General features: G+C 71.1%; 18 protein-coding genes and 1 pseudogene. 3 read left to right on the top strand and 16 right to left on the bottom strand.

The window, feature by feature from the left end; all coding sequences use genetic code 11:
• Positions 1-18 precede the first annotated feature (18 nt).
• Entirely contained in the window at positions 19-1,083 is a 1,065-nt protein-coding gene (locus OG975_RS39385; RefSeq protein ID WP_406334282.1) for a threonine aldolase family protein, read from the top strand.
• Positions 1,084-1,126: 43 nt separating this feature from the next.
• Here the strand turns inward: OG975_RS39385 and OG975_RS39380 are convergent, their stop codons facing one another.
• The 3 genes and pseudogenes from OG975_RS39380 to OG975_RS39370 form a co-directional block, all read right to left on the bottom strand.
• Positions 1,127-1,681 carry a Uma2 family endonuclease gene (locus OG975_RS39380; RefSeq protein ID WP_406334281.1) on the bottom strand — a complete coding sequence of 185 codons (555 nt, stop codon included), beginning with the start codon at positions 1,679-1,681 and terminating at the stop codon, positions 1,127-1,129.
• A gap of 83 nt (positions 1,682-1,764) precedes the next feature.
• Positions 1,765-1,962: pseudogene (locus OG975_RS39375) on the bottom strand (hypothetical protein); the annotation flags it as partial.
• The gene (locus OG975_RS39370) at positions 1,959-3,071 is read right to left on the bottom strand and encodes a sensor histidine kinase (protein ID WP_406334280.1); all 1,113 of its coding nucleotides are present in this window, start codon (positions 3,069-3,071) and stop codon (positions 1,959-1,961) included. The pseudogene OG975_RS39375 and the gene OG975_RS39370, both read right to left, overlap by 4 nt.
• Positions 3,072-3,383: 312 nt before the next feature.
• Here OG975_RS39370 and OG975_RS39365 point away from each other — a divergent pair, with 312 nt between their 5' ends.
• Together OG975_RS39365 and OG975_RS39360 are read left to right on the top strand one after the other, a co-directional pair.
• Positions 3,384-4,133, top strand: a complete 750-nt coding sequence (locus OG975_RS39365) for a carboxymuconolactone decarboxylase family protein (RefSeq protein WP_406334279.1) — start codon at positions 3,384-3,386, stop codon at positions 4,131-4,133.
• Between the two features lie 195 nt (positions 4,134-4,328).
• Entirely contained in the window at positions 4,329-4,988 is a 660-nt protein-coding gene (locus OG975_RS39360; protein WP_406334278.1) for a hypothetical protein, read from the top strand.
• A gap of 116 nt (positions 4,989-5,104) precedes the next feature.
• Here OG975_RS39360 and OG975_RS39355 read toward each other — a convergent pair whose 3' ends face one another.
• The 13 genes from OG975_RS39355 to OG975_RS39295 all read right to left on the bottom strand — a co-directional run bounded on the left by OG975_RS39355 (position 5,105) and on the right by OG975_RS39295 (position 20,351).
• Positions 5,105-6,631: an NCS1 family nucleobase:cation symporter-1 gene (locus tag OG975_RS39355; RefSeq protein ID WP_406334277.1), complete on the bottom strand. Its 1,527-nt coding sequence runs from the start codon at positions 6,629-6,631 to the stop codon at positions 5,105-5,107.
• 186 nt (positions 6,632-6,817) lie between these two features.
• On the bottom strand, positions 6,818-7,837 hold the full coding sequence (locus tag OG975_RS39350; protein ID WP_406334276.1) for a TIGR03842 family LLM class F420-dependent oxidoreductase: 1,020 nt from the start codon (positions 7,835-7,837) through the stop codon (positions 6,818-6,820).
• 18 nt (positions 7,838-7,855) lie between these two features.
• Positions 7,856-9,256, bottom strand: a complete 1,401-nt coding sequence (gene hydA / locus OG975_RS39345) for a dihydropyrimidinase (protein ID WP_406334275.1) — start codon at positions 9,254-9,256, stop codon at positions 7,856-7,858.
• Positions 9,257-9,395: 139 nt separating this feature from the next.
• Positions 9,396-10,238, bottom strand: coding sequence for a nitrilase-related carbon-nitrogen hydrolase (locus tag OG975_RS39340; RefSeq protein ID WP_327433179.1), 843 nt, complete (start codon positions 10,236-10,238; stop codon positions 9,396-9,398).
• A 322-nt stretch (positions 10,239-10,560) separates the two neighbouring features.
• A complete protein-coding gene (locus OG975_RS39335; RefSeq protein ID WP_406334274.1) occupies positions 10,561-12,123 on the bottom strand; it encodes a PucR family transcriptional regulator in 1,563 nt (520 codons plus the stop codon).
• A 162-nt stretch (positions 12,124-12,285) separates the two neighbouring features.
• On the bottom strand, positions 12,286-13,569 hold the full coding sequence (locus tag OG975_RS39330; protein ID WP_406334273.1) for an aspartate aminotransferase family protein: 1,284 nt from the start codon (positions 13,567-13,569) through the stop codon (positions 12,286-12,288).
• Positions 13,566-14,408 carry a nitrilase-related carbon-nitrogen hydrolase gene (locus OG975_RS39325; RefSeq protein ID WP_406334272.1) on the bottom strand — a complete coding sequence of 281 codons (843 nt, stop codon included), beginning with the start codon at positions 14,406-14,408 and terminating at the stop codon, positions 13,566-13,568. Before OG975_RS39325 ends, OG975_RS39330 begins: the two co-directional genes overlap by 4 nt.
• A 193-nt stretch (positions 14,409-14,601) precedes the next feature.
• Entirely contained in the window at positions 14,602-16,419 is a 1,818-nt protein-coding gene (locus OG975_RS39320) for a hypothetical protein (protein ID WP_406334271.1), read from the bottom strand.
• Positions 16,420-16,565: 146 nt separating this feature from the next.
• The gene (locus OG975_RS39315) at positions 16,566-17,759 is read right to left on the bottom strand and encodes an MFS transporter (RefSeq protein WP_406334270.1); all 1,194 of its coding nucleotides are present in this window, start codon (positions 17,757-17,759) and stop codon (positions 16,566-16,568) included.
• Complete coding sequence (locus OG975_RS39310) at positions 17,747-18,646, bottom strand: HAD hydrolase family protein (protein WP_406334269.1); 900 nt, start codon at positions 18,644-18,646, stop codon at positions 17,747-17,749. The genes OG975_RS39315 and OG975_RS39310 overlap by 13 nt, the downstream gene beginning before the upstream one ends.
• Entirely contained in the window at positions 18,643-19,098 is a 456-nt protein-coding gene (locus tag OG975_RS39305; protein WP_406334267.1) for a hypothetical protein, read from the bottom strand. The genes OG975_RS39310 and OG975_RS39305 overlap by 4 nt, the downstream gene beginning before the upstream one ends.
• A complete protein-coding gene (locus OG975_RS39300) occupies positions 19,099-19,824 on the bottom strand; it encodes an SDR family oxidoreductase (protein WP_406334265.1) in 726 nt (241 codons plus the stop codon).
• Positions 19,821-20,351, bottom strand: coding sequence for a phosphoribosylaminoimidazolesuccinocarboxamide synthase (locus tag OG975_RS39295; protein WP_406336673.1), 531 nt, complete (start codon positions 20,349-20,351; stop codon positions 19,821-19,823). The genes OG975_RS39300 and OG975_RS39295 overlap by 4 nt, the downstream gene beginning before the upstream one ends.
• Positions 20,352-20,477 lie beyond the last annotated feature (126 nt).

The following is a 20,477-nucleotide window of genomic DNA, read 5'->3' as shown; positions in this document are numbered from 1 at the left end:
CCGAAACGAGTAAGCACGATGACCGTAGAGCGACGACACGACCCGGATGCCCGCGGTTTCGCCAGCGACAACTACGCGGGCGTGCACCCCGAGGTCCTGGAGGCGATCGCCCAGGCCAACCACGGCCATCAGGTCAGCTACGGCGGGGACGTCTACACCGAGCGCCTGCAGGACGTGATGCGCGGGCACTTCGGGCCCACCGCCCGTACCTTCCCGGTCTTCAACGGCACCGGGGCGAACGTGGTGGCTCTTCAGACCATGCTCGACCGCTGGGAGGCCGTCGTCTGCGCCGAGTCGGCCCATATCAACGTCGACGAGTGCGGAGCGCCGGAGAAGGTCGCCGGCATCAAGCTGCTGACGGTGCCCGCCTGGGACGGCAAGCTGACCCCGGAGCTGATCGACCGTCAGGCCTGGGGCTTCGACGACGAGCACCGGGCCAGGCCCAAGGTCGTCTCGATCGCCCAGTCCACCGAGCTCGGCACCTGCTACACGCCCGACGAGATCCGCGCGATCTGCGACCACGCCCACAGCCTCGGCATGCTGGTCTACCTGGACGGCGCGCGCCTGGCGAACGCGGCGGCCACCCTCGGCGTACCGCTGCGCGAGATGACCACCGACGCGGGCGTGGACGTCCTGTCCTACGGCGGCACCAAGAACGGCCTGCTGTTCGGCGAGGCGGTGATCGTGCTCAACGAGGACGCCGTGCGCGGCATGGCCCACATACGCAAGGCCAGCATGCAGCTGGGCTCCAAGATGCGGTTCATGTCGGTCCAGTTCGAGGCCCTGCTCGGCGGTGACCTCTGGCTGCGCTCGGCCGCCCGCTCGAACGCCATGACACAGCGCCTGTACGAAGCGGTCCGTGACCTGCCCGGGCTGAAGATCGACCGGCCGGTGCAGGCCAACCAGATCTTCGCGGTCCTCCCGCCCGCCGTGACCGAGCGCCTCCAGAAGCGCTTCCGGTTCTACGTGTGGGACGAGCTGGCCGGTGAGGTCCGCTGGATGACCTCCTTCGACACCACCGAGGCCGATGTGGACGCGTTCGCGGCGGCCATCGAGGAGGAGCTCGACCCCGCGGTGGCGTGAGCTGGTGCTGGGACGGCGCCGGTGCCATCTGCAGCGGCGCCGCTCAGAACTCGGAGGTGTCGAGCTCCAAGTCGAACGGATCAGGCAGCGTGACCGGCGTTCCGAACGGCAGGGGCCCCTCCACCCTGGTGTAGCCGAGTCGGCCCGGTACGGCGTAAAGGGTGCAGGATCTCTCCTGGCGGTCGACCAGCAGGTACAACGGCGCGCGGTACTCCGCATAGCGGGCCCGTTTGACCGTGCGGTCGGTGTCCGCGTTGGACTCCGAGGTGATCTCGACGATCAGCAGGGTCTGGTCGGGCAGCAGAGCCTCCGCGCCCTTGGCGACGTCGCTCGGCACGACCGCCAGATCCGGCACGTACCAGTTGCTGGTTCCCGGCAGATCCAGGTTCCCGGAACCGGCCCGGCAGCCCAGCCTGCGCAGCACCGGCCCCAGCTGTTCGCGGATCAGGTCCGCGACGTTTTCATGATCCCAGGACGGCACGATCGGCTGGATGACCCCCTCGACGATCTGCACCCGGTCACCCTGGATGTGCTGGATCGCGTACTTCAGTGCGGTTTCCGGGTCGGTCACTGCGTACGCGTGCGGCTGAGCGCTCATCGGTTCTCCGTCGGACATCGTGACTGCAGCATGACCACGGTCCCCGGTCTACCGCAATCCGTCGCAAGCGTTCGGCGATGCGGCGGCAGACTCACTCGAACCGGTGATCTTCCTGCCGAACCGCCACAAGCCCCGACTCGTACGCGAACATCACCAGCCGTCTCGATGCCTTCCTCGGCATCGAGCAGGGCGCGGAAGCCGGCGCGCATGAGGGCCTGGTCGTCGACGAGCGCGACCCGGATCAGAGGACTCGTCGCCCTCAGCCCCCCGACGCCACTCATACCGCGTCCTCCGGTATCCCCAGGGGCAGTTCGGCCCGGACCGAGAAGCCGCCCTCCGCACGCGGGCCGGCGTTCAGGGTGCCGCCGAGGGCCGTGACGCGTTCGCGCATGCCGGTGAGGCCGATGCCGGGCGTGGGTGGCCGGGACGGCTTGGCGATGCCGTCGTCGTCCACGCTGATCGTCAACTCAGCTGGCGTGTAGTCGAGTTCGACGGTGACCTTGGCGGGGCCCGCATGGCGGGCTGCGTTCGTGAGGGCTTCCTGGACGATGCGGTACGCGGCGCGGTCCACGGTCGCCGTCAGTGCCCGTTCCTCGCCGCTCACCCTCAGATCGACGGCGAGACCGGCCGCGCGGGCCCGCTCCACGAGGAGCGCGGGTGTGCCGGTCGGCTCGTCGGTGCGCAACACCTGCAGCGTGGCCCGCAGTTCACGCATCGCCTCGCCGCCGGCCTCCTGGATGGCGAGCAGCGCGGGCGGTACCTCCTCGCCTCTCTTGCGGGCGAGATGGACGGCAACGCCCGCCTGGAGCTTGACGATGGAAATGCTGTGCGTGAGCGAGTCGTGCAACTCCCTGGCGATACGCAGCCGTTCCTCGCCCGCGCGCCGCAGTGCCGCCTCCTCACGGGTGCGTTCCGCCTCCAGCGCGCGCTGTTCCGTCTGGCGCAGATACGCCTGCCAGTTCCGGTCGGCGAGACCCGTCACCAGGGCGCACAGGAACCAGCCCGCGAGCAGGAGGGCCCGCTCGACGATCTCCTGCTTCGTGGGTCCCGTCGCCATGTATCCCGCCAGGAACACGGCACTTGCCGACGCCGCCACGGCTCTGTGACCCACGCGGGCGGCGGTGTGTACGGCGGCCAGGACGGGGAGGGCGGAGACAGGACCGGGATGGGCGTGCACGACGTACGCCGTCGTAGTGGTCGTGGTGATCGCCAGTACGGCGCGTGGGGCTGTGCGGTAGGCCGCGAGGGTGAGGGAGCCGAGGGTGATCAGCGCGTAGTCGACGGGGGTTGTGCTGTCGTGGAACGCCGCCGCGGTCACGACGAGGGCGCCGATCACGAACGCGAGGGTCGTGTCGGCCAGATGCCTTCGGGTGGCCTGGTCGAGCTGCATGTCCGGCACGATAGACGGCTGCTCGGACAGCCGCGTCAGACCTGTGGATGGATCCCGGGGTACTCCCCCTGGAGTAGATCGCGCCAGGCGCGGGCCCGGTGGGGTAGCTCGCATTGCCTTCGGGTGTACGACGCCTGCGGATGGGTCTCTGCACCAGGGTGGCAACGGCACCCGGCGCTGGTGGCTGTGCCCACCCTCCCCCACTCTCGGCTTCGCTCGAGCGGGGGGACCCCCATCGCCCTGCGGAACGACTGCCCACAGCGGCGAACGGTCGCCAACCGGCATCAGCGGTAACCCACCTGGAGGAATCCCATGCCAAGCCCCTTCCGCTACACGACCCCGCCGCCACCCAAATCCGCCACCGGACGCACCGCCGACGTCTACGCCCAGCTCACCGACGACTTCGGCATCGACCGCCCGTCCACCTTCGTCGTCCTCTCGTCCGCTCCCGAACTCCTCACCGCCACCTGGGCGTTGATGCGCGAGTCGCTGATCGCGGGCGAGGGGGACAGGACCGGGAAGGAGCTCGCGGCGCTCGGCGTGTCCGAAGCCAATCGGTGTCCCTTCTGTGTGGACGCGCACACGATGCTGCTGCACGCCACCGGGGACCACGCGCTCGCGGAGACGGTGGCGCGCGGCATGACCCCCGCCGACGCCGAGCACGCGCGGCTGCTCGCCTTCCTCGACGACCCGGGGCCCGGCCCGGACTGGGCGCGGGGAACCACCGTCGGCCCGGCCTACGCCGCGCTGCGCATCGCCGCCACCACCGGAGCGGGACTTCTCGACGAGGCCGACCGGATCCTCGTACGGGAAACACTCCAGGGATGGGACGGCGCGCATCCGACGCTCGCGTGGGACGGCCTCCCGGACCGGTCGCGCCCCGGCGCGCGTCTCGCGCTGCTGGCCGCCCTCGCCCCGTACCGCATCACGGACGAGGACGTGACGGCATGGCGCGAACCGGTTCATACCGACCATTGCCTCGTGCATCTCGTGGCGTACGGCGCGTTCGCCGCCGTCGACCGCATCGAGAGCGCGCTTCCCGTCCACACGCTGAACAACTGACGTCGCGAAGGGGACGAACCGGGCCGCGGTGCGGCTCGTGACGGCGCGTCGGCCCACAGCCCGTCAACAGTGAGCCACTGTCACCACACAGGCACGGAGCGAGTTGGCACTTCCGCCCCACAGGGACTCATGTGACACTGGCGTCCCGTCCGCAGTGCGGACCACCTCCGCACCGTCCCCCACGAGAAGTGCGCCTTGCGTTCTCTTCCTCTGCCGCTCGCCCTCACCGCGCGCCTGCTGCCGGTCGCCGTGCTCGCCTCGGCGGGCTGGGCCCTGTCGTCCGGCCCGTTCGCCGCGACCCCCACCGCCGACCACAAATCGACGCACAAGACGACGGCCACGGCATCCGCGCCGTCCACGTCCGCGGCCACCAAGACGTACACCGCCTCGCCCGCCCCTTGTGACGGAGTGACCGAGAAGACGGTCAAGTCCTTGGTTCCGGGCGCCAAGACGGCCGGCCAGGAGATCGCGTCCACGGACAAGACCGTGCGCCGCACCTGCTCCTGGAACGCGCTCAAGGGGTTCGACTACCGCTGGCTCGACGTCTCGTACGAGATCAAGGAGTCGGACGCGGCGGCGGAGAAGTCCTACAAGGAGCGCGTCGCGGACAAAAGCGGCGGAGGCGCGGTGCCCGGTCTCGGCGACTCGGGCTACTCCGTCGTGAACCTCACCACCGAGAAGAAGCAGCAGACCCGCGAGGGCGTGGTGGTCGTCCGCGCGTCCAACGCGCTGGTGGTCGTCACGTACAACGGCAGCGACTTCGAGACGCAGAAGGCGCCCAGCACGGACGTGATCAACAAGGGTGCCATCAAGGCCGCCAAGGACGCGGTGGCCGCGCTGGAGAAGAACCAGTAGGGAAGAACCGACAGAGAACGACCGGTAGCGAAGAACCGGCAACAGTCGGTACAAACCGGTAGAGCCGACCCTGACGAAGCGGTCGGCTCTACTCATGTACGGCTAAGTCGGGCACGTCAGACAGCTACCTTCTCCTTGCCCCGCAGCAGCATCAGCACCAGGTACAGCGCCATCGACGTACCGAGTCCGACCGCCCACCCGTAGTCGGCCAGCGACTTCAGCGCGGGGATGGGCCGTCCGTCGATCAGCGGGTGGAAGTCGGCGCCGCCGACGGCCAGGACACCGCCGGTGACGAAGGCGACGACGGCCCGCCAGTTCCAGCCGCCGTCGTACCAGTAGCGGCCGCCGGTGCGGTACAGGTCGGCGAGGTCGAGCTTGGTGCGGCGCAGGATCCAGTAGTCGGCGATGAGGATGCCGGCGACCGTGCCGAGCAGACCGCCGACCAGGCCGAGCCAGGTGAAGATGTAGCCCTGCGGGTCGGAGTACAGCTTCCACGGGAAGATCAGCACGCCGAGGACGCAGGTGGCGAGCGCGCCGGTGCGGAAGTTGATCTTCCTGGGCGCGATGTTGGAGAAGTCGAAGGCCGGGGAGACCAGGTTGGCCGCGATGTTCACGGACAGGGTCGCGACCAGCACGGTGACCAGGGCGAAGAGGATGCCGGCGACGTTGTCCGTCTTGGCGGCCAGCTGGACCGGGTCCCAGATCGCCGTGCCGTACACGGCCTGCGAGCCCGAGGTGACCATGACGGACAGGAAGGCGAAGAGCGTCATCGTGGTGGGCAGACCGAGCGCCTGACCCCAGGTCTGCGCCTTCTGGCTCTTGCCGTACCGGGTGAAGTCCGGGATGTTCAGCGAGAGCGTGGACCAGAAGCCGATCATGCCCATGAGCGAGGGCCAGAACAGCTTCCAGAAGTCTCCGCCCCAGCCGAGCTTGGAGGGCTGGTCGAGCAGCGGGCCGAAGCCGCCCGCCTTGCTGCTCATCCACCACAGCATGACGCCGGCGCCGAGGAGGACGAAGGGCGCCGCCCAGTTCTCGAAGCGGCGGATCGTCTCCATGCCCCGGTAGATGATGGCGACCTGGAGCGCCCAGAAGATCGCGAAGGACAGCCACATGGTCCACGCGTAGCCGCCGACCTCGGAGGCGTTCTTCCAGCCGTCCCCGAAGAGCTTCCCGGCGAGGAAGTAGATCGCCTCACCGCCGATCCAGGTCTGGATGCCGAACCAGCCGCAGGCCACCAACGCCCGTACGACGGCGGGGAGGTTGGCGCCTCGCACGCCGAACGAAGCACGGGCGAAGACCGGGAAGGGTATGCCGTACTTGGGTCCGGCGTGCCCGGTGAGCAGCATCGGGACCAGCACGATCAGGTTGGCCAGGGCGATGGTGAGGACGGCCTGCTTCCAGTCCATGCCGACGGCTATGAGGCCTGAGGCGAGGGTCCAGGAAGCGGTGTTGTGGGCCATGCCGACCCACAGCGCCGAGAAGTTGTACGTGGTCCACGTGCGCTTCTCGACCGGGACCGGAAGCAGGTCCTCGTTGGCGTAGGGGCCGCTCGGCGCGGGCGCGTCGGGCGCGATCTCCACCCGGCCGTCGGCGAGCGTGACTTGAGCGGGGGGCGGGCTGTCGGTGGGGACGGTCTCAGTCATGGGCAGGCCAATCAGGTGAGGAGTGACGGGAAAGGCCGTGCGGGTGACGCCGTGGGGGGAGGTGCGGGTGCGGCCGGTCCCCTTCCCGGGACGGCGGGAAGGGGACGTTCTGGGGAGGAGGAGCGGAGCCGCGGTGGGGCGGGTCGGGCGGCGGGCGGCCGAGGACCGCCGCCCGGAACAGCGTGGTCAGCCGTTGATCGCCGGGATGACCTTCGTCCCGTACGCGTCGATGGTGGCTTCCTGCGCGTCATGCATGTCGTACACCGCGAACTGGTCGACGCCGAGCTCGCGCAGCGCGCTCAGCTTCTCGATGTGCCGCTCGGCCGTGCCGATCAGGCAGAACCGGTCGACGATCTCGTCGGGTACGAACGCGGTGTCGGGGTTGTCGGCGCGCCCGTGGTGGGAGTAGTCATACCCCTCGCGGGCCTTGATGTAGTCGGTGAGTTCGTCGGGTACGGCGGCGGAGTGCTCGCCGTACTTGGAGACCAGGTCGGCGACGTGGTTGCCGACCATGCCGCCGAACCAGCGGCACTGATCACGCGCGTGGGCGAGTGCCTCGGGCGAGTCGTCCTCGGTGATGTACGCGGGCGCGGCCACGCAGATCTTCACCTCGGACGGGTCGCGGCCGGCCTCGGTCGCCGCGTCCTTCACAGCCTTGACCATGTACTCGGTCAGATACAGGTCGGCGAGCTGGAGGATGAAGCCGTCGGCCTCCTCGCCGGTCATCTTGAGGGCCTTCGGGCCGTACGCGGCCATCCAGACCGGGAGTTCGGCGCCGGGCTTGACCCACGGGAACTTGATGACGGTGCCGCCGAGGTCGGCCTCGTCGCCGCGCCCGAGCGCACGGATGACCTTCATCGCGCCGCTGATCCGGGCCAGGGTGTTCGGCGAACGTCCGGCGACGCGCATCGCCGAGTCGCCGCGGCCGATGCCGCACACCGTGCGGTTGCCGTACATGTCGTTGAGCGTCGCGAAGGTGGAGGCGGTGACCTCCCAGGTGCGGGTGCCCGGGTTGGTGACCATCGGGCCGACCGTCAACTTCTCGGTGTTCGCGAGGATCTGACTGTAGATCACAAAGGGTTCCTGCCACAGCACGGCGGAGTCGAAGGTCCAGCCGTACGTGAAGCCGTTGCCCTCGGCCCGCTTCATCAGGTCGATGACGCGGGAGGCAGGGGGGTCGGTCTGCAGGACGAGTCCGAAGTCCATTGCGCCGCTCCTAGTCGCTCAGAGAAGGTACTGACAGGTGGAGCGGGGGGTGTAGACGCCGTGACCCGCGCGTCCGGTGAACTCCCGCTCGGTGATGACCAGTTCGCCGCGCGAGAGCACGGTCTCGACCCGGCCGGTGACGCGCTTGCCCTCGTACGCCGAGTAGTCGACGTTCATGTGGTGGGTCTCGACCGACATGACCTGCTCGGCGTGCGGGTCGTAGATGACGACGTCGGCGTCGGCGCCCGGCGCGATGGTGCCCTTCTTCGGGTACAGGCCGAACATCCGGGCCGGGGTCGCGCAGGCGATCTCGATCCAGCGGCGGCGTGAGATGTGCCCGTCGACGACGGCCTGGTGGAGCAGGTCCATACGGTTCTCGACACCCGGAAGGCCGTTGGGGATCTTCGAGAAGTCGCCCCGGCCGAGCTCCTTCTGGCCCACGAAGCAGAAGGGGCAGTGGTCCGTCGACACGACCTGGAGGTCGTTGGTGCGCAGGCCCCGCCACAGCGCGGCCTGGTGCTCCTTGGGCCGCAGCGGCGTCGAGCACACGTACTTCGAGCCCTCGAAGTCGGGCTCGGCGAGGTTGTCGGTCGACAGGAACAGGTACTGCGGGCACGTCTCGCCGAAGACGTTCAGGCCCTCGTCGCGCGCCCGTGCCAGCTCGGCGACCGCTTCCTGCGCCGAGACGTGCACGACGTACAGCGGGGCGCCCGCGACCTGGGCGAGCTTGATGGCGCGGTGCGTCGCCTCGGCCTCCAGCAGTGCCTTGCGTACTTCCCCGTGGAAGCGCGGGTCGGTCTCGCCGCGGGCCAGCGCCTGCTCGACCAGCACGTCGATCGCGATGCCGTTCTCCGCGTGCATCATGATCAGGCCGCCGTTCTCGGCGGAGCGCTGCATGGCACGGAGGATCTGGCCGTCGTCGCTGTAGAAGACGCCCGGGTAGGCCATGAACTGCTTGAAGGAGGTGACGCCCTCCTCGACCAGCAGGTCCATCTCCTTGAGCGTCTCCTGGTTCACATCGGAGACGATCATGTGGAAGGCGTAGTCGATGGCGCACTTGCCGTCGGCCTTGGCGTTCCAGGCGTCGAGGCCCTCGCGCAGCGAGTGGCCGACGCTCTGTACCGCGAAGTCGATGATGGTGGTGGTGCCGCCCCAGGCCGCGGCCCTGGTGCCCGTCTCGAAGGTGTCCGAGGCGGAGGTGCCGCCGAACGGCAGCTCCATGTGGGTGTGGGCGTCGACGCCGCCCGGAATCACGTACTTGCCGGTGGCGTCGATGGCCCGCTCGGCCGTCCAGGCCTCGGCCGCCGGGGTGCCGGTCGCGGCGAGGGCCGCGATCCGGCCGTCCTCGATCAGGACGTCGGCATGGATCTCGTCGGACGCGGTGATGACGAGACCACCACGGATGACGGTACGGCTCATGCTCCCTCTCCTTCCGGTCGTGCGTGCACTGCGGGAATACCGAAGCTGTTGAAAGCTGAGGTCAACGCTGTTTCCTTGGGAGGAATACGGTGCCGCGGGCCCGGCCCCCCGTGAGCCGGGCCCGCGGAGCACGTGGGGACTACGGCGCGGTCAGCGGCCCGTACGTCCCCGGAGCGCGGTCGCGGTAGAACTGCCAGCGGTCGCGCACCTCGCGGAGCTTGGCAAGGTCCAGGTCGCGGACGACGAGTTCCGTCTCCTTGTCGCTGGCCACCTCGCCAACGAACTGGGCTTCGGGGTCCACGAAGTACGAGGTCCCGTAGAAGTCGTTGTCGCCGTACTCCTCGACGCCCACCCGGTTGATCGCGCCCACGAAGTACTCGTTGGCGGCGGCCGCGGCCGGCTGCTCCAGCTGCCAGAGGTAGCCGGACAGACCGCGCGAGGTGGCCGAGGGGTTGAAGACGATCTCGGCACCCGCGAGGCCCAGCGCCCGCCAGCCCTCCGGGAAGTGCCGGTCGTAGCAGATGTATACGCCGATCTTGCCGACAGCGGTGTCGAAAATCGGCCAGCCGGAGTTGCCCGGCCGGAAGTAGAACTTCTCCCAGAATCCCGGCACTTGGGGGATGTGGGTCTTGCGGTACTTGCCGAGGTACGAGCCGTCGGCGTCGATCACCGCCGCGGTGTTGTAGAGGACGCCGGGCTGCTCCTCCTCGTACATCGGCAGGATCAGGACGATGCCCAGTTCCTTGGCCAGCGCCTGGAAGCGCTGGACGATCGGGCCTTCGGGGATCTGCTCGGCGTACTCGTAGAACGCCTTGTCCTGGACCTGGCAGAAATAGGGCCCGTAGAAGAGCTCCTGGAAGCACAGGACCTGTGCGCCCTGTGCGGCCGCGTCGCGCGCCGCCTGCTCGTGGACCTGAATCATCGATTCTTTGTCGCCGGTCCATGCGGTCTGGAAGACGGCGGCTCGGATCACTCTGCTCATCGGGACCTCCGGTCGCTCGGTGTGCTGGGGCGGGCGTCGGAAGTGCCGTCGTCCGCCCGAAGGGCGGGCCCTGCGGCGTCCGGTGCGTGCTCTCGGCGTGCCGGGCGCAAGTCCTCGTACTGGATGTACTTGGGCTTGCGCCCGGTGCGGCGAGAGTGCGTGCCGGGCGCCGCAGGGCAGACGGCACTTCCGACGCCCGCCCCAGGAGCCTAGAAAGCCCTGACGGCCGCTTTGAGTTGCACCGTGTCACGTCTGAGGCGCTGTGCCGTTCCACGGTGTCACCCCCGCGTTGTCCCATGTTTCACCTGAGTCGTCCTGTGTTTCACCGTTGTTGCGCGTCGTGCGCGAGCAGCGCGATGTGTACGGACGCCGCCTGCTCGAAGTCGTCGAGATCGACGCCGAGACGGGCCTCTATGGCCTCCAGGCGCCGGTACAGCGCGGGCCTGCTGACGTGGTGGAGCTGGGCGGTGCGCGACTTGTTGCGGCCGGTCGCGAGATACGTCCGCAGCACGGGCAGCAGCTCCGACTCGGCATCGGCGCCGCACAGAAGTCCGTCCAGTTCCCGCTCGGCGAAGGACTGGACGTGCGGGTCGTCGCGCAACAGCCGTACCAGGCCGCGCAGATGGACGTCACGCAGCCGTACGAGCACCGGCTGGTTCTGGTCGGCGGGTGCGGCGGCGGCGGCCTCGGCGACGTGCAGGGCCTCGCGCAGACCGCCGGGTACGTCGTCCCACGCGTCGCGTGCGGAGGCCGCCGCCACGGTCGTACGGACCCCGCTCTCGCTGCGCAGCCGCACGGCGAAGTGCGCGGCCAGTGCCTCCGCGTCCTGGTCGCGGGCGAGGCTGAGCAGCACGGCGGTGGCGCCGTCCGCGAGCTCCGCGACCAGCCCGGGCAGCCCCAACAGGCGCAGCACGCGGTCGAGTTGGGCCGGGTCGCCGTTCCGGACCACCATCGGCACAAAGGCACGCCGGTTGACGGGCAGCCCGGCCGCCCGAGCCCGCGGGAGAAGCTGCCGGGCCGGTACGACCCCGCTCACCAGGTCGGTCAGCAGGCTCTGCGCGGACTCCTCCTCCCAGCTGTGCACGGAACCGCCGAGCATCCGGTGCAGGACCAGCGCCTCAGCCGCGCGGTCGGCGAGCAGCCGCCCGGTGGCGGCGTCACCGCGGTAGCCGCACAGCACTATGCGGCCCCAGCGCTCGCCGCGCCCGCCCAGCTCGGCCCGGATCCAGCCGTCGCCCTCGCTGCCGCCCGCCTGCCGCGCGATGCGCTCCCAGTCGCGCAGCACGTCGTCGACGGCGGACCGCTCCCCCGCCGTGGCGAGCACCCGGTGGGCGAGGTTGGTGACGACGACCGGACAGGCGGCGTGCCCGGCGATCTCGTCGAGCATCCGCTGCAACGGCGCGCCCGTGGTGATGAGCCCGGTGAGTGCCGTCCGTACCGCCTCGGACAGGCTCACGGCCGCGAACTTGCTGCGCACGAGCCGGGATTGCACCTCCTCCGTCAACTCCGCGAAGGGGAAGGGCCGGTGGAGCACCACCATGGGCAGCCCGCACCGCTCGGCGGCCCGGCGCATCACGTCCGGCGGTGCGGGGAAGGCGCGGCCGAGTCCGAGGACGACGGCCGCGGCCTCCGCGCGGTGCAGCGAACGGATGTACTCGGCCTGTGCGTCGGCGTCGCCGGCGAGCAGCACCCCGGTGGTGAGCACCATTTCGCCGCCGGTGAGCATCACGCCCACATCGGCGGCCTCGGCGACATGCACCCAGCGCACGGACCGGTCGAGATGGCCCGCACCGGCCACCACCTCGGGCTCTCCGGCCAGCACCCGGTCCAGGGCGAGGACCTGGCGTACCGACAGGGCGGGTTCCAAGGCGGGGGCGGTGGTCATGGTGCATTCCCTCTTTTTTCTGGCTCGGTTCACCTCCGGGGCGCAAGAGCCTGTGTCGAGAGCCCGACCGTGCTCAGCCCTCCTTCGTCGGGCCTCCGCGCGCTCGACCTCTCGACACAGGCGCGCCCCTTCGGCTCACTCGCCCTGCTCTACTGCTTGGTACTAGTGGACGCTCCTCAGCGCGCGCTCCAGAATCGCCGCGCCCTCCTCCGCCTCCGCGACGGTGAGGGACAGCGGCGGTGCGATGCGCAGCACGCTGGTGTTGTGACCGCCGCCCTTGCCGATCAACAGGCCTTCTTCGCGGGCCGCTTCGAGCACGGCCGCAGCGCCTTCGGGGTTCGCGTCGTCGCTGCCGGGCTTGACCAGCTCGACACCGATCATCAACCCGCGCCCGCGCACCTCCCGTACGCCGTCGAGCTGCGCGGCGATCGCCCGCAGCCGCTCGATGAGCAGACCGCCGACGCGCCGGGCGTTGCCCTGGAGGTCGTGTTCGAGGAGGTACGAGAGGTTCGCCAGGCCCGCCGCCATCGTGACCGGCGAGCCGCCGAAGGTCGAGATGGAGTTGGAGTCCAGGCAGTTCATGATCTCGGCGCGTGCGACGACGCCGCCGATGGACATCCCGTTGCCGATGCCCTTGGCGAAGGTGAGTATGTCCGGCGGGCCGGAGGCGGCGTGCGCCTGCCAGCCCCAGAAGTGCTCGCCGGTCCGTCCCCAGCCGGTCTGCACCTCGTCGGCGATCCAGAGGATGCCGTGCTGGTCCAGGACCTCGCGGAAGGCCGCGTAGAGGCCGTCGGGGGGCGCCGTGAAGCCGCCGACGCCCTGGACGGGTTCGGCGATCAGGGCAGCGGGCGGGCGGATGTGGCCGAGCAGGTCCTTGAGGTCCTCGACGCAGGCCGCGATGAACTCGGCGTCGCTCAGCTCGGCGAACGGGCCGCGCGTGCGGACGCCGCCGTGGACGTACAGCGTCTGGAGCGGCGAGAGGGAGGTCGGCGACCAGCCCTTGTTGCCGGTGATGCCGACCGCGCTGAACGAGCGGCCGTGGTAGCTGTTGCGCATCGCCAGGATCTGGTTGCTCTGCCGGTAGGCGGTGGCGAGCAGCAGGGCGGTGTCGTTGGCCTCGGTGCCGGAGGTGGTGAAGAAGACGCGCGCGTCGGGGATGCCGGACAGCTGGGCGATCCGCTCGGCGAGGTCGACCATCGGGCGGTTGAGGTAGAGCGTCGAGGAGTGGATGATCCGCCCGGCCTGCTCGCTGACGGCCTTCGTCACCTCGGGGAGGGCGTGCGCGGTCATCGTGGTGAGGATGCCGCCGAAGAAGTCGAGGTACTTGTTGCCCTTGGCGTCCCAGACGTGGCGGCCCTCGCCGTGGGTGATCTCGATCGGGTCCTCGTAGTAGAGGGCGAGCCAGTCGGGCAGGACGGCCTTGTGGCGTGCGTACAGGTCAGTCACGGCTGCACCAGCCCTTCGTACGCGTCGGGACGGCGGTCACGGTAGAACGCCCACTGCTGGCGCACTTCCTCGATCAGGTCGAAGTCGAGGTCGCGGACGAGGAGTTCCTCGGCCTTGTCGCTCGCGGCCTCCCCCACGAACTGTCCGCGCGGGTCGACGAAGTACGAGGTCCCGTAGAAGTCGTTGTCCCCGTACTCCTCCTGCCCGACGCGGTTGATCGCGGCGATGTAGTACTCGTTGGCGACGGCCGCCGCGGGCTGCTCCAGCTGCCAGAGGTAGCCGGAGAGGCCGCGCGAGGTGGCGGACGGGTTGTAGACCAGCTGTGCGCCGTTCAGGCCGAGTTGCCGCCAGCCCTCGGGGAAGTGGCGGTCGTAACAGATGTATACGCCGATCTTCCCCACCGCGGTGTCGAAGACCGGCCAGCCCAGGTTGCCCGGTTTGAAGTAGTACTTCTCCCAGAAGCCCTTCACCTGGGGGATGTGGTGCTTGCGGTACTTGCCCAGGTACGTACCGTCGGCGTCGATCACGGCCGCGGTGTTGAAGTAGAAGCCGGACTGCTCGACCTCGAAGACGGGCACGACGATGACCATGCCGGTCTCGCGCGCGAGCTCCTGCATCCGCGTGACGGTGGGCCCGTCGGGCACGGGCTCCGCCCAGCGGTAGTGCTCGGGCTCCTGGACCTGGCAGAAGTAGGGGGCGTTGAAGACTTCCTGGAATCCGATGACCTTGGCGCCCTGCCGGGCCGCCTCGCGGGCGTGCTCCTCGTGCTTGGCGACCATGGATGCGGTGTCGCCGGTCCAGGTGGCCTGGACCAGAGCGGCACGTACGACGTTGGCCATGAGCTGCTCCTTCGACGGGACGTCAGAGAGCCTCTACGCCCGTAGACAAAGGCTGTAGAGGCTCGAAAGTAAGCCCCCTGGAGAGCGTTGCCAAGACCATCGTCGTTAACCCGCTGAGTCGATCACGTTTCGTACCCCTGCGGGTGAGTGACCGGACCGGCCACCGCGGTGAGCCGCCGGCCGGGAAGACCGGTCACGCGGTGAAGCCCGCGACCCGCAGGGCGTGCACCAGGTCCCAGTGGCGCTGCTCCGAGACGCCCTGGGCGGCCTCCAGGAGGAGCGGCACGAGCCGCTGCGGGTCGGCTTCCGCGCTGCGGGCCGTCTCCTCAGGGGTGCGTACGCGGACGTACGCGCCGAGCAGCGCGCGGATCTCGCGGCGGCGGCCCTCCTCGGCGAGACCCAGTACGGCGGCCCCGATCTCGGGCGCGGGCCGGGCGACGCCCTGGCGCAGCATCTGCTGCCCGTCGGCCGTCCGGCCGGCCGCGACGAGCGCGTCCGCGGCGGCGACCAGGCGGTCGGCGGGGAGCGAGGCCGCCTCCCACAGCAGGGTGGCCCAGTCGGCGTCCAAGCCCGCACGGTGCAACTCGGCGGCGAGCAGCGGGAAGCGGGCGGCGGGCCAGTAGGCGGCCTCGACGAGCAGGGCGTGCGCCTCGCCGCTCCTGCCTTCGCCGCGCAGCCGTATCAGCGTGTTGACGGTCTCGGCGGTGGCCCGCCCCGCACCCTCGTCCAGCGGCTCCGTCCGGGGCTGCGCCACCTCTTCGGCCGCCCCGGCGAAACGGGCGCCTCGGGGGGTACGGCCACCCGTCGCGGCCGGAGCCGGGGCGGGTGGCGCCGCCTCGGGTGCGACCACGGGGGGCGCCTCGGGCTCCATCATTCCGGCGAAGCGGGCGCTGCCGCGGGCGCGGCGCTTGGAGCGTTGCTTGGGCGTGGCCGGCGCGGGGCGCTCGGTGGTGGGCTGGGGGCTCGCGGACTGATCGGCGGGCGCGCGGGAGGTGTCGGGTTGTGCGGAGGGGGCGTACGCGCCGTCGCGCGGGGCTTGAGCGGCGCGCGAGTCGTCGCGGTAGTCGGCAGGGGTGTCGAAGCCGCTGGGGCGCGCGGCAGGGGCGTACGCGCCGTCGTGCGGGGCGCGCGGAGTGCCCGCGCCGTCGCGCGGGGCGTACGCGCCCTCGCGCCCGGCGTGCGGGGCGTACACATCCGCGCCGAAGTCCGTGGCGGGGCGCGCGGCAGCCGGGTACGAGCCGGGGTGGGAGGGCGCCCAGTCCTCCGGCAGCCCGGGGTCCGCGAACGGAGAGCCCGGTCCGGTCTGCTCCGGGATCGTCGAGCGGCGGCGGGGGTCCGAGGACGCCCCCGGGGCGCCGGGCCGTGGGTCACCCGCGCCCGGACCCCGCCGGACGCCGCCTCGGCCGAACGGATCCGCGCCGCGCTCGGGCTCCTGTACCCGGAACACGTCCCCGGCCGCGGCGGACGGGATGTTCAAGGCGCCCTGCGCGTGGGTGTGCAGGGCGCGGCGGTCGAGGTTCTCCATGCGGTGACGGAGCTCGGTGCAGCGGGCCGTGGCGCGCTCGTGGTCGTCGTGGGCCCAGGCGAGGTCGAGCCGGATCGCCTCGGCCTCCTCCTGGGAGCCGGCCGAGTGCAGCTGCCGGCCCAGCTCGGCCTGGCGCTCGGCCGCGTAGCGCTGTTCACGGAGCATGACGTCGAGGCGGTCGCCGAGGGCGTCCCGGCCGCCGGGCCGGGCGTCGTACGCCGCGAGCGCTCCGTCGTGCAGGGCCCGGGCCCGCTCGGTCTCCTGGGCGGCGGCGCGGTCGCCGTACTCCGCGGCGGCGTCCTGGAGGAGCGCCTCCACGACGTCCCAGGGCGGCACTTCCCAGCCGTCCAGGCAGGCCCGCATGCCGTCGGGGTCGCGCTGCCAGAACACTCCGCACCAGCCGCCGCCCTGATCGAGCCGATCCATCAGCCCGTTCAGGTACTTCGCGAACTCCCGCACTTGACCCGGGAGTTGTTCTACAGCCATCACACGACTCCCCGCCCGAATGGAGTACTCCGGTCCGGTATAAAACACCAGCCGTGTTACGGAACGGCTACAGGGAGTTTTCGGGCCGGACGCAGAGCGCTCCGGGATGGATGACACCGGTGTGCGGCCCTTGCGGGACGCAGCTGTCAGGAGACCCTACTCGCCTCCCCCGCCGGGTGGTTGGCGGCCAGTCCGCTTCGCGTGAAGGCGAGCACCAGCGCACCCGCCGTCACCCCGCAGGCGCCGACCGCGGCGGCCGCCGTGAGCGTGGAGCCCGCGAGCAGCAGACCGGCGACCGCGGAACCGGCCGCGATACCGCCGCCGATGAGCGTCACCAGCCAGGCGAACGCCTCCGTCACCGTCCCCTCCGGAGCGAGTTCGCCGACCATCCCGAAGGCCACGGTGAGCAGCGGCGCGAAGAACACCCCGGTGCCGACGGCCACGAGGCAGCCGCCCGCGGGTCCGGGCACGAGGGCCACGAGCCAGTACGTCGCCGCCATCCCGGCGGCGAGCAGGACGGCCTTGTGCCGCGCCGCCGCGGCCCAGCCGAGCGCGCCGTAGGTGACCGCGCCGAGCAGCGCGCCGAACGCGGACAGCGCCATGAGGGTGCCCGCACCGCCCGGCACCGAGTGCGCCTCGGCGTACGCGACGCTGAAGACGTTGAAGGTGCCGACCGCCCAGCCGGCCCCGAACAGGGCGGTGAGCAGCAGGAGCAGGCCCGGGCTGCGCAGCGGCCCGAGCCAGTGCGCGTCGCGGACCTCGGTCCGCCAGGACCGGGAGGGCTCGGCGGTGGCCATGACGACGGAGCCCAGCAACCCGAGTACGGCGGCCAGCCACAGGGCGAGCGGCGCCGGACCGAGCGCGGCCACGCCCGCGACCGCCAACGGCCCGGCGATGAACATGACTTCCTGGGCCCCGGCGTCCACCGCGTACGCCGACTCCAGCTGGTCCTTGTCGACCAGCGCGGGCCACAGCGCGCGCAGACACGGCTCCAGCGGAGGCGCCGCCGCACCGGCGACCACCGCTCCGGCGACGATGGCGTACGCCGATCCGGGCGCGACGGCGAGCAGCGCGTACCCCAGGCCCGAGACGACAGCGGACACGATCAGGACCCGCGGCTGTCCCGTACGGTCGACGAGACGGCCGAGCAGCGGTCCGCCGACCGCCCCCGCCACGGCGAAGACGCCGGTCGCCACGCCCACGAGGCGGTAGCCGGAGCCGGCCTCGCGCAGGGTCAGGGCGATGGCGAGCGCGGCCATCGCGCCGGGCATCCTGCCGATCAGGGACCCGGTCAGCAGCCTGGTGACGTAGGGGCGTCGGAGCAGTCTCAGATACAGCATGCCTCTCCTGTCAGGGTGCGGGGCAGGACGAGCCGGATCAGCGCGGCGACCCCCTCGTCGTCGTTGCTGGGCAGCACGATGTCGGCGGCCCGCAGGGTGTCCTCATGGGCGTTGGCCACGGCCGCGGCGAGCCCGGCCGCGCGCAGCATCGGGATGTCGTTGGGCATGTCGCCGACGGCAGCGGTGTTCTCCGGCGGAAGGCCGCGCTGCCGGGCGAGCCGGAGCAGCGCCTCCCCCTTGTCGACGCCCGGGGCGGACAGTTCCAGGAAGGCGCCGGTGGACCGGGTGATGACCGCCCGGTCACCGACGACAGGGGCGAGCGCCTCGGACAGTTCGTCCACCGGCAGTTCCGGATGGGCGGCGAGGATCTTCACCACCGGGTCCCCCTCCGCCGGTACGGCACCCTCCTCCAGGGGTACGTGGTCCCACGGGTCCGGCTCCAGCCGCGCGAACCGGGTCTCCAGCCGGAGTCCGGCCACGGAGTCGACGCCCACCCCGATCCCGGGCACCGCGGCCCGCAGCGCCCGGAGAAGGCCCACCGCGTCGGCGGGGCCGAAGCCCCGGCAGTCCAGCAGCCGCCCCGACCCGGCGTCGACGGTCACGGCTCCGTTGCTGCACACCACGGGCCCGGTGAGCCCGTACCGGCGCGTGACGTGCAGGGTGTCGCGGACGGGCCGGCCCGTGACGCCGACCACGGCGACCCCGGCCCGCGCCGCCTCGGCGAGCGTGCCCAGGGTGCGCTCGCCTATTGCGCCGCCCGAGTCGAGCAGGGTGCCGTCGAGGTCGGTGCACAGGAGCCGTACGGCCGGGAGGGCCCGGCGCCTGCGCCTGTCCGCCGGCGCCGGGCCGCTCGGGAGAGGTACAGGCCCCGGCCGCGTACCGCTCATGGTGTCACCGTCACGGTCACCGACACCGCCGCCTTCCGGTCCGCGTCGAGCTGGATGTCCACGGTCCCTTCGCACTCCAGCCGTTCGGCCCGTGGGCCGCCGTCGGGCAGTGGCAGCCAGACCCAGTTGCTGTCCGTGTCGAGCAGCCAGGGCAGGCCGTCTCCGCCGTCCGTCCGGGGCCGGACGGGGACGAGTCGGGCGACCTCGTCCGGCACCTGGTGCAGATCGAGCGCGATGGGGGTGTCCGTCGCGTCGAAGGTGATCCAGACGGTGCCCGTGTAGCCGGTCCGTGGGCCCGGACCGGGAGTTGCCGTGCGGATGCGCAGTTCGCCGTTCTCACGGTCCCAGTGGGCCCGCGGCTGCGCCGGTGTCCGCGCCTGTCTCCGGGTGGGAATGTGGACGGGAGTGTCGTCGGGGTGGCCGGCGGGGATGTCAGCAGGGTCGTCGGCCATTCAGACCGCCTGCAGCCGGTCGAGACCCGTCACCGGGAGGGAGCCGGGAAGCCGGGCCGGGCGCAGTTCGATCTCGCCCACGGCGAGGTCCGCGGGCGCTTCGAGGAGCCAGCGGACCGTGGAGCCGACCGACTCCGTCGACATCTTGAACTCCGATGAGTCTCCGGGCAGGTTGGCGATCGCACCGGGGCTGACGAGTGTCGTCACGACGCCGTGCTCGCGCTCCTCCAGGAGCAGCACCTCGGCGAGTGCCTTGAGGGCGGCCTTGGTGGCGCAGTAGGACCCGCCGCCCTCGAAGTAGCGACTGCCCGCGTGACTTCCCATGAGCACGATCCGCCCGCCCGCCCCGGCCCGCAGCCGGGGCAGGGCGGCCTGGACCAGGGCCACCGCGGAGGTGAGGTTGACGTCGAGGGCCCGCTGCCACGCGGCCGGCGACAGCGTGGCGACGGTCCCGAAGGCGCGGTCGACGGCATTGGCGACAACCGCGTCAAGACCGTCACCGTCACCGCCACCGTCCTCGTCCGCGAGCTCCGCGAGCAACTCGTCGACGGCCGCCGCCACTTCACCCGGTCGCCCGAGGTCCACGACCCGCTCGCGCAGCCAGGGAAGCCCGGCGGGCGTCCGGTTCAGCGCGAGGACCCGCCAGCCCGCTTCGTGGAGGGCGGTGGCGATGGCCAGCCCCGAGCCCCGGTTCGCTCCGGTGACCAGGGCGGTGCGCGCCGTCATCCGGTGATCCGGTGGACGAGGTCGGTCCAGACCGCGACGATCCGCTCGGGGGTGGCGCCCTGCCGGAACAGGTCCTTGTCGAGCGGGTTGCCCTCCGGGTCGCGCAGGCGCATGCAGTCCGGGGAGATCTCGGAGTTGATGACCGGCTCGCCGTCCGGGCCGTCGCCGATGACGAGGCAGAAGTCCCACAGGTCGAGCGGGGCCAGCCAGGAGCGCAGCGCGGCGTTGGTCTCCAGTGCGACGCGCCGGTAGGCGTCGGTGTCGACACCGAGGGCCCGCAGGTAGTCCTCGCCGATCGGCTGGTCCTCGGGGTCGACGCGGAAGTCGAACTTCACCACGGGCGGGTCGAACCGGCGGCCCTCCTCGAACAGTCCCGGGTACTTGATCGTGGTCGACCCCGTGGCCAGGTTCTTCACGATGACCTCGAAGGGCGGGGCGGGCACGTAGTCGGCGCGGTAGGCGTTGTCGGCGAGCCGCTCCCGGAACACGGTGCGCACGCCCTGCTCGGCGAGGCGCGCGGCTGCCACCTCGTAGAAGTCGAGTCGCAACTTGGCGGTGGCGGGGACCAGTTCGTCGCGATGGTACGTATAACTCCGCAGGCTCGGGATGAGCTCGATGTCGCAGGTGCCGTCCGGCCTGAGCCAGAGCCGCTT

This window comes from Streptomyces sp. NBC_00203, from assembly GCF_045206325.1.
In the GTDB taxonomy this organism is placed as follows: Bacteria; Actinomycetota; Actinomycetes; order Streptomycetales; family Streptomycetaceae; genus Streptomyces; species Streptomyces lutosisoli.
The sequence above is the reverse complement of the archived record's forward strand: the minus strand, read 5'-3'. Positions and strand labels throughout refer to the sequence as shown.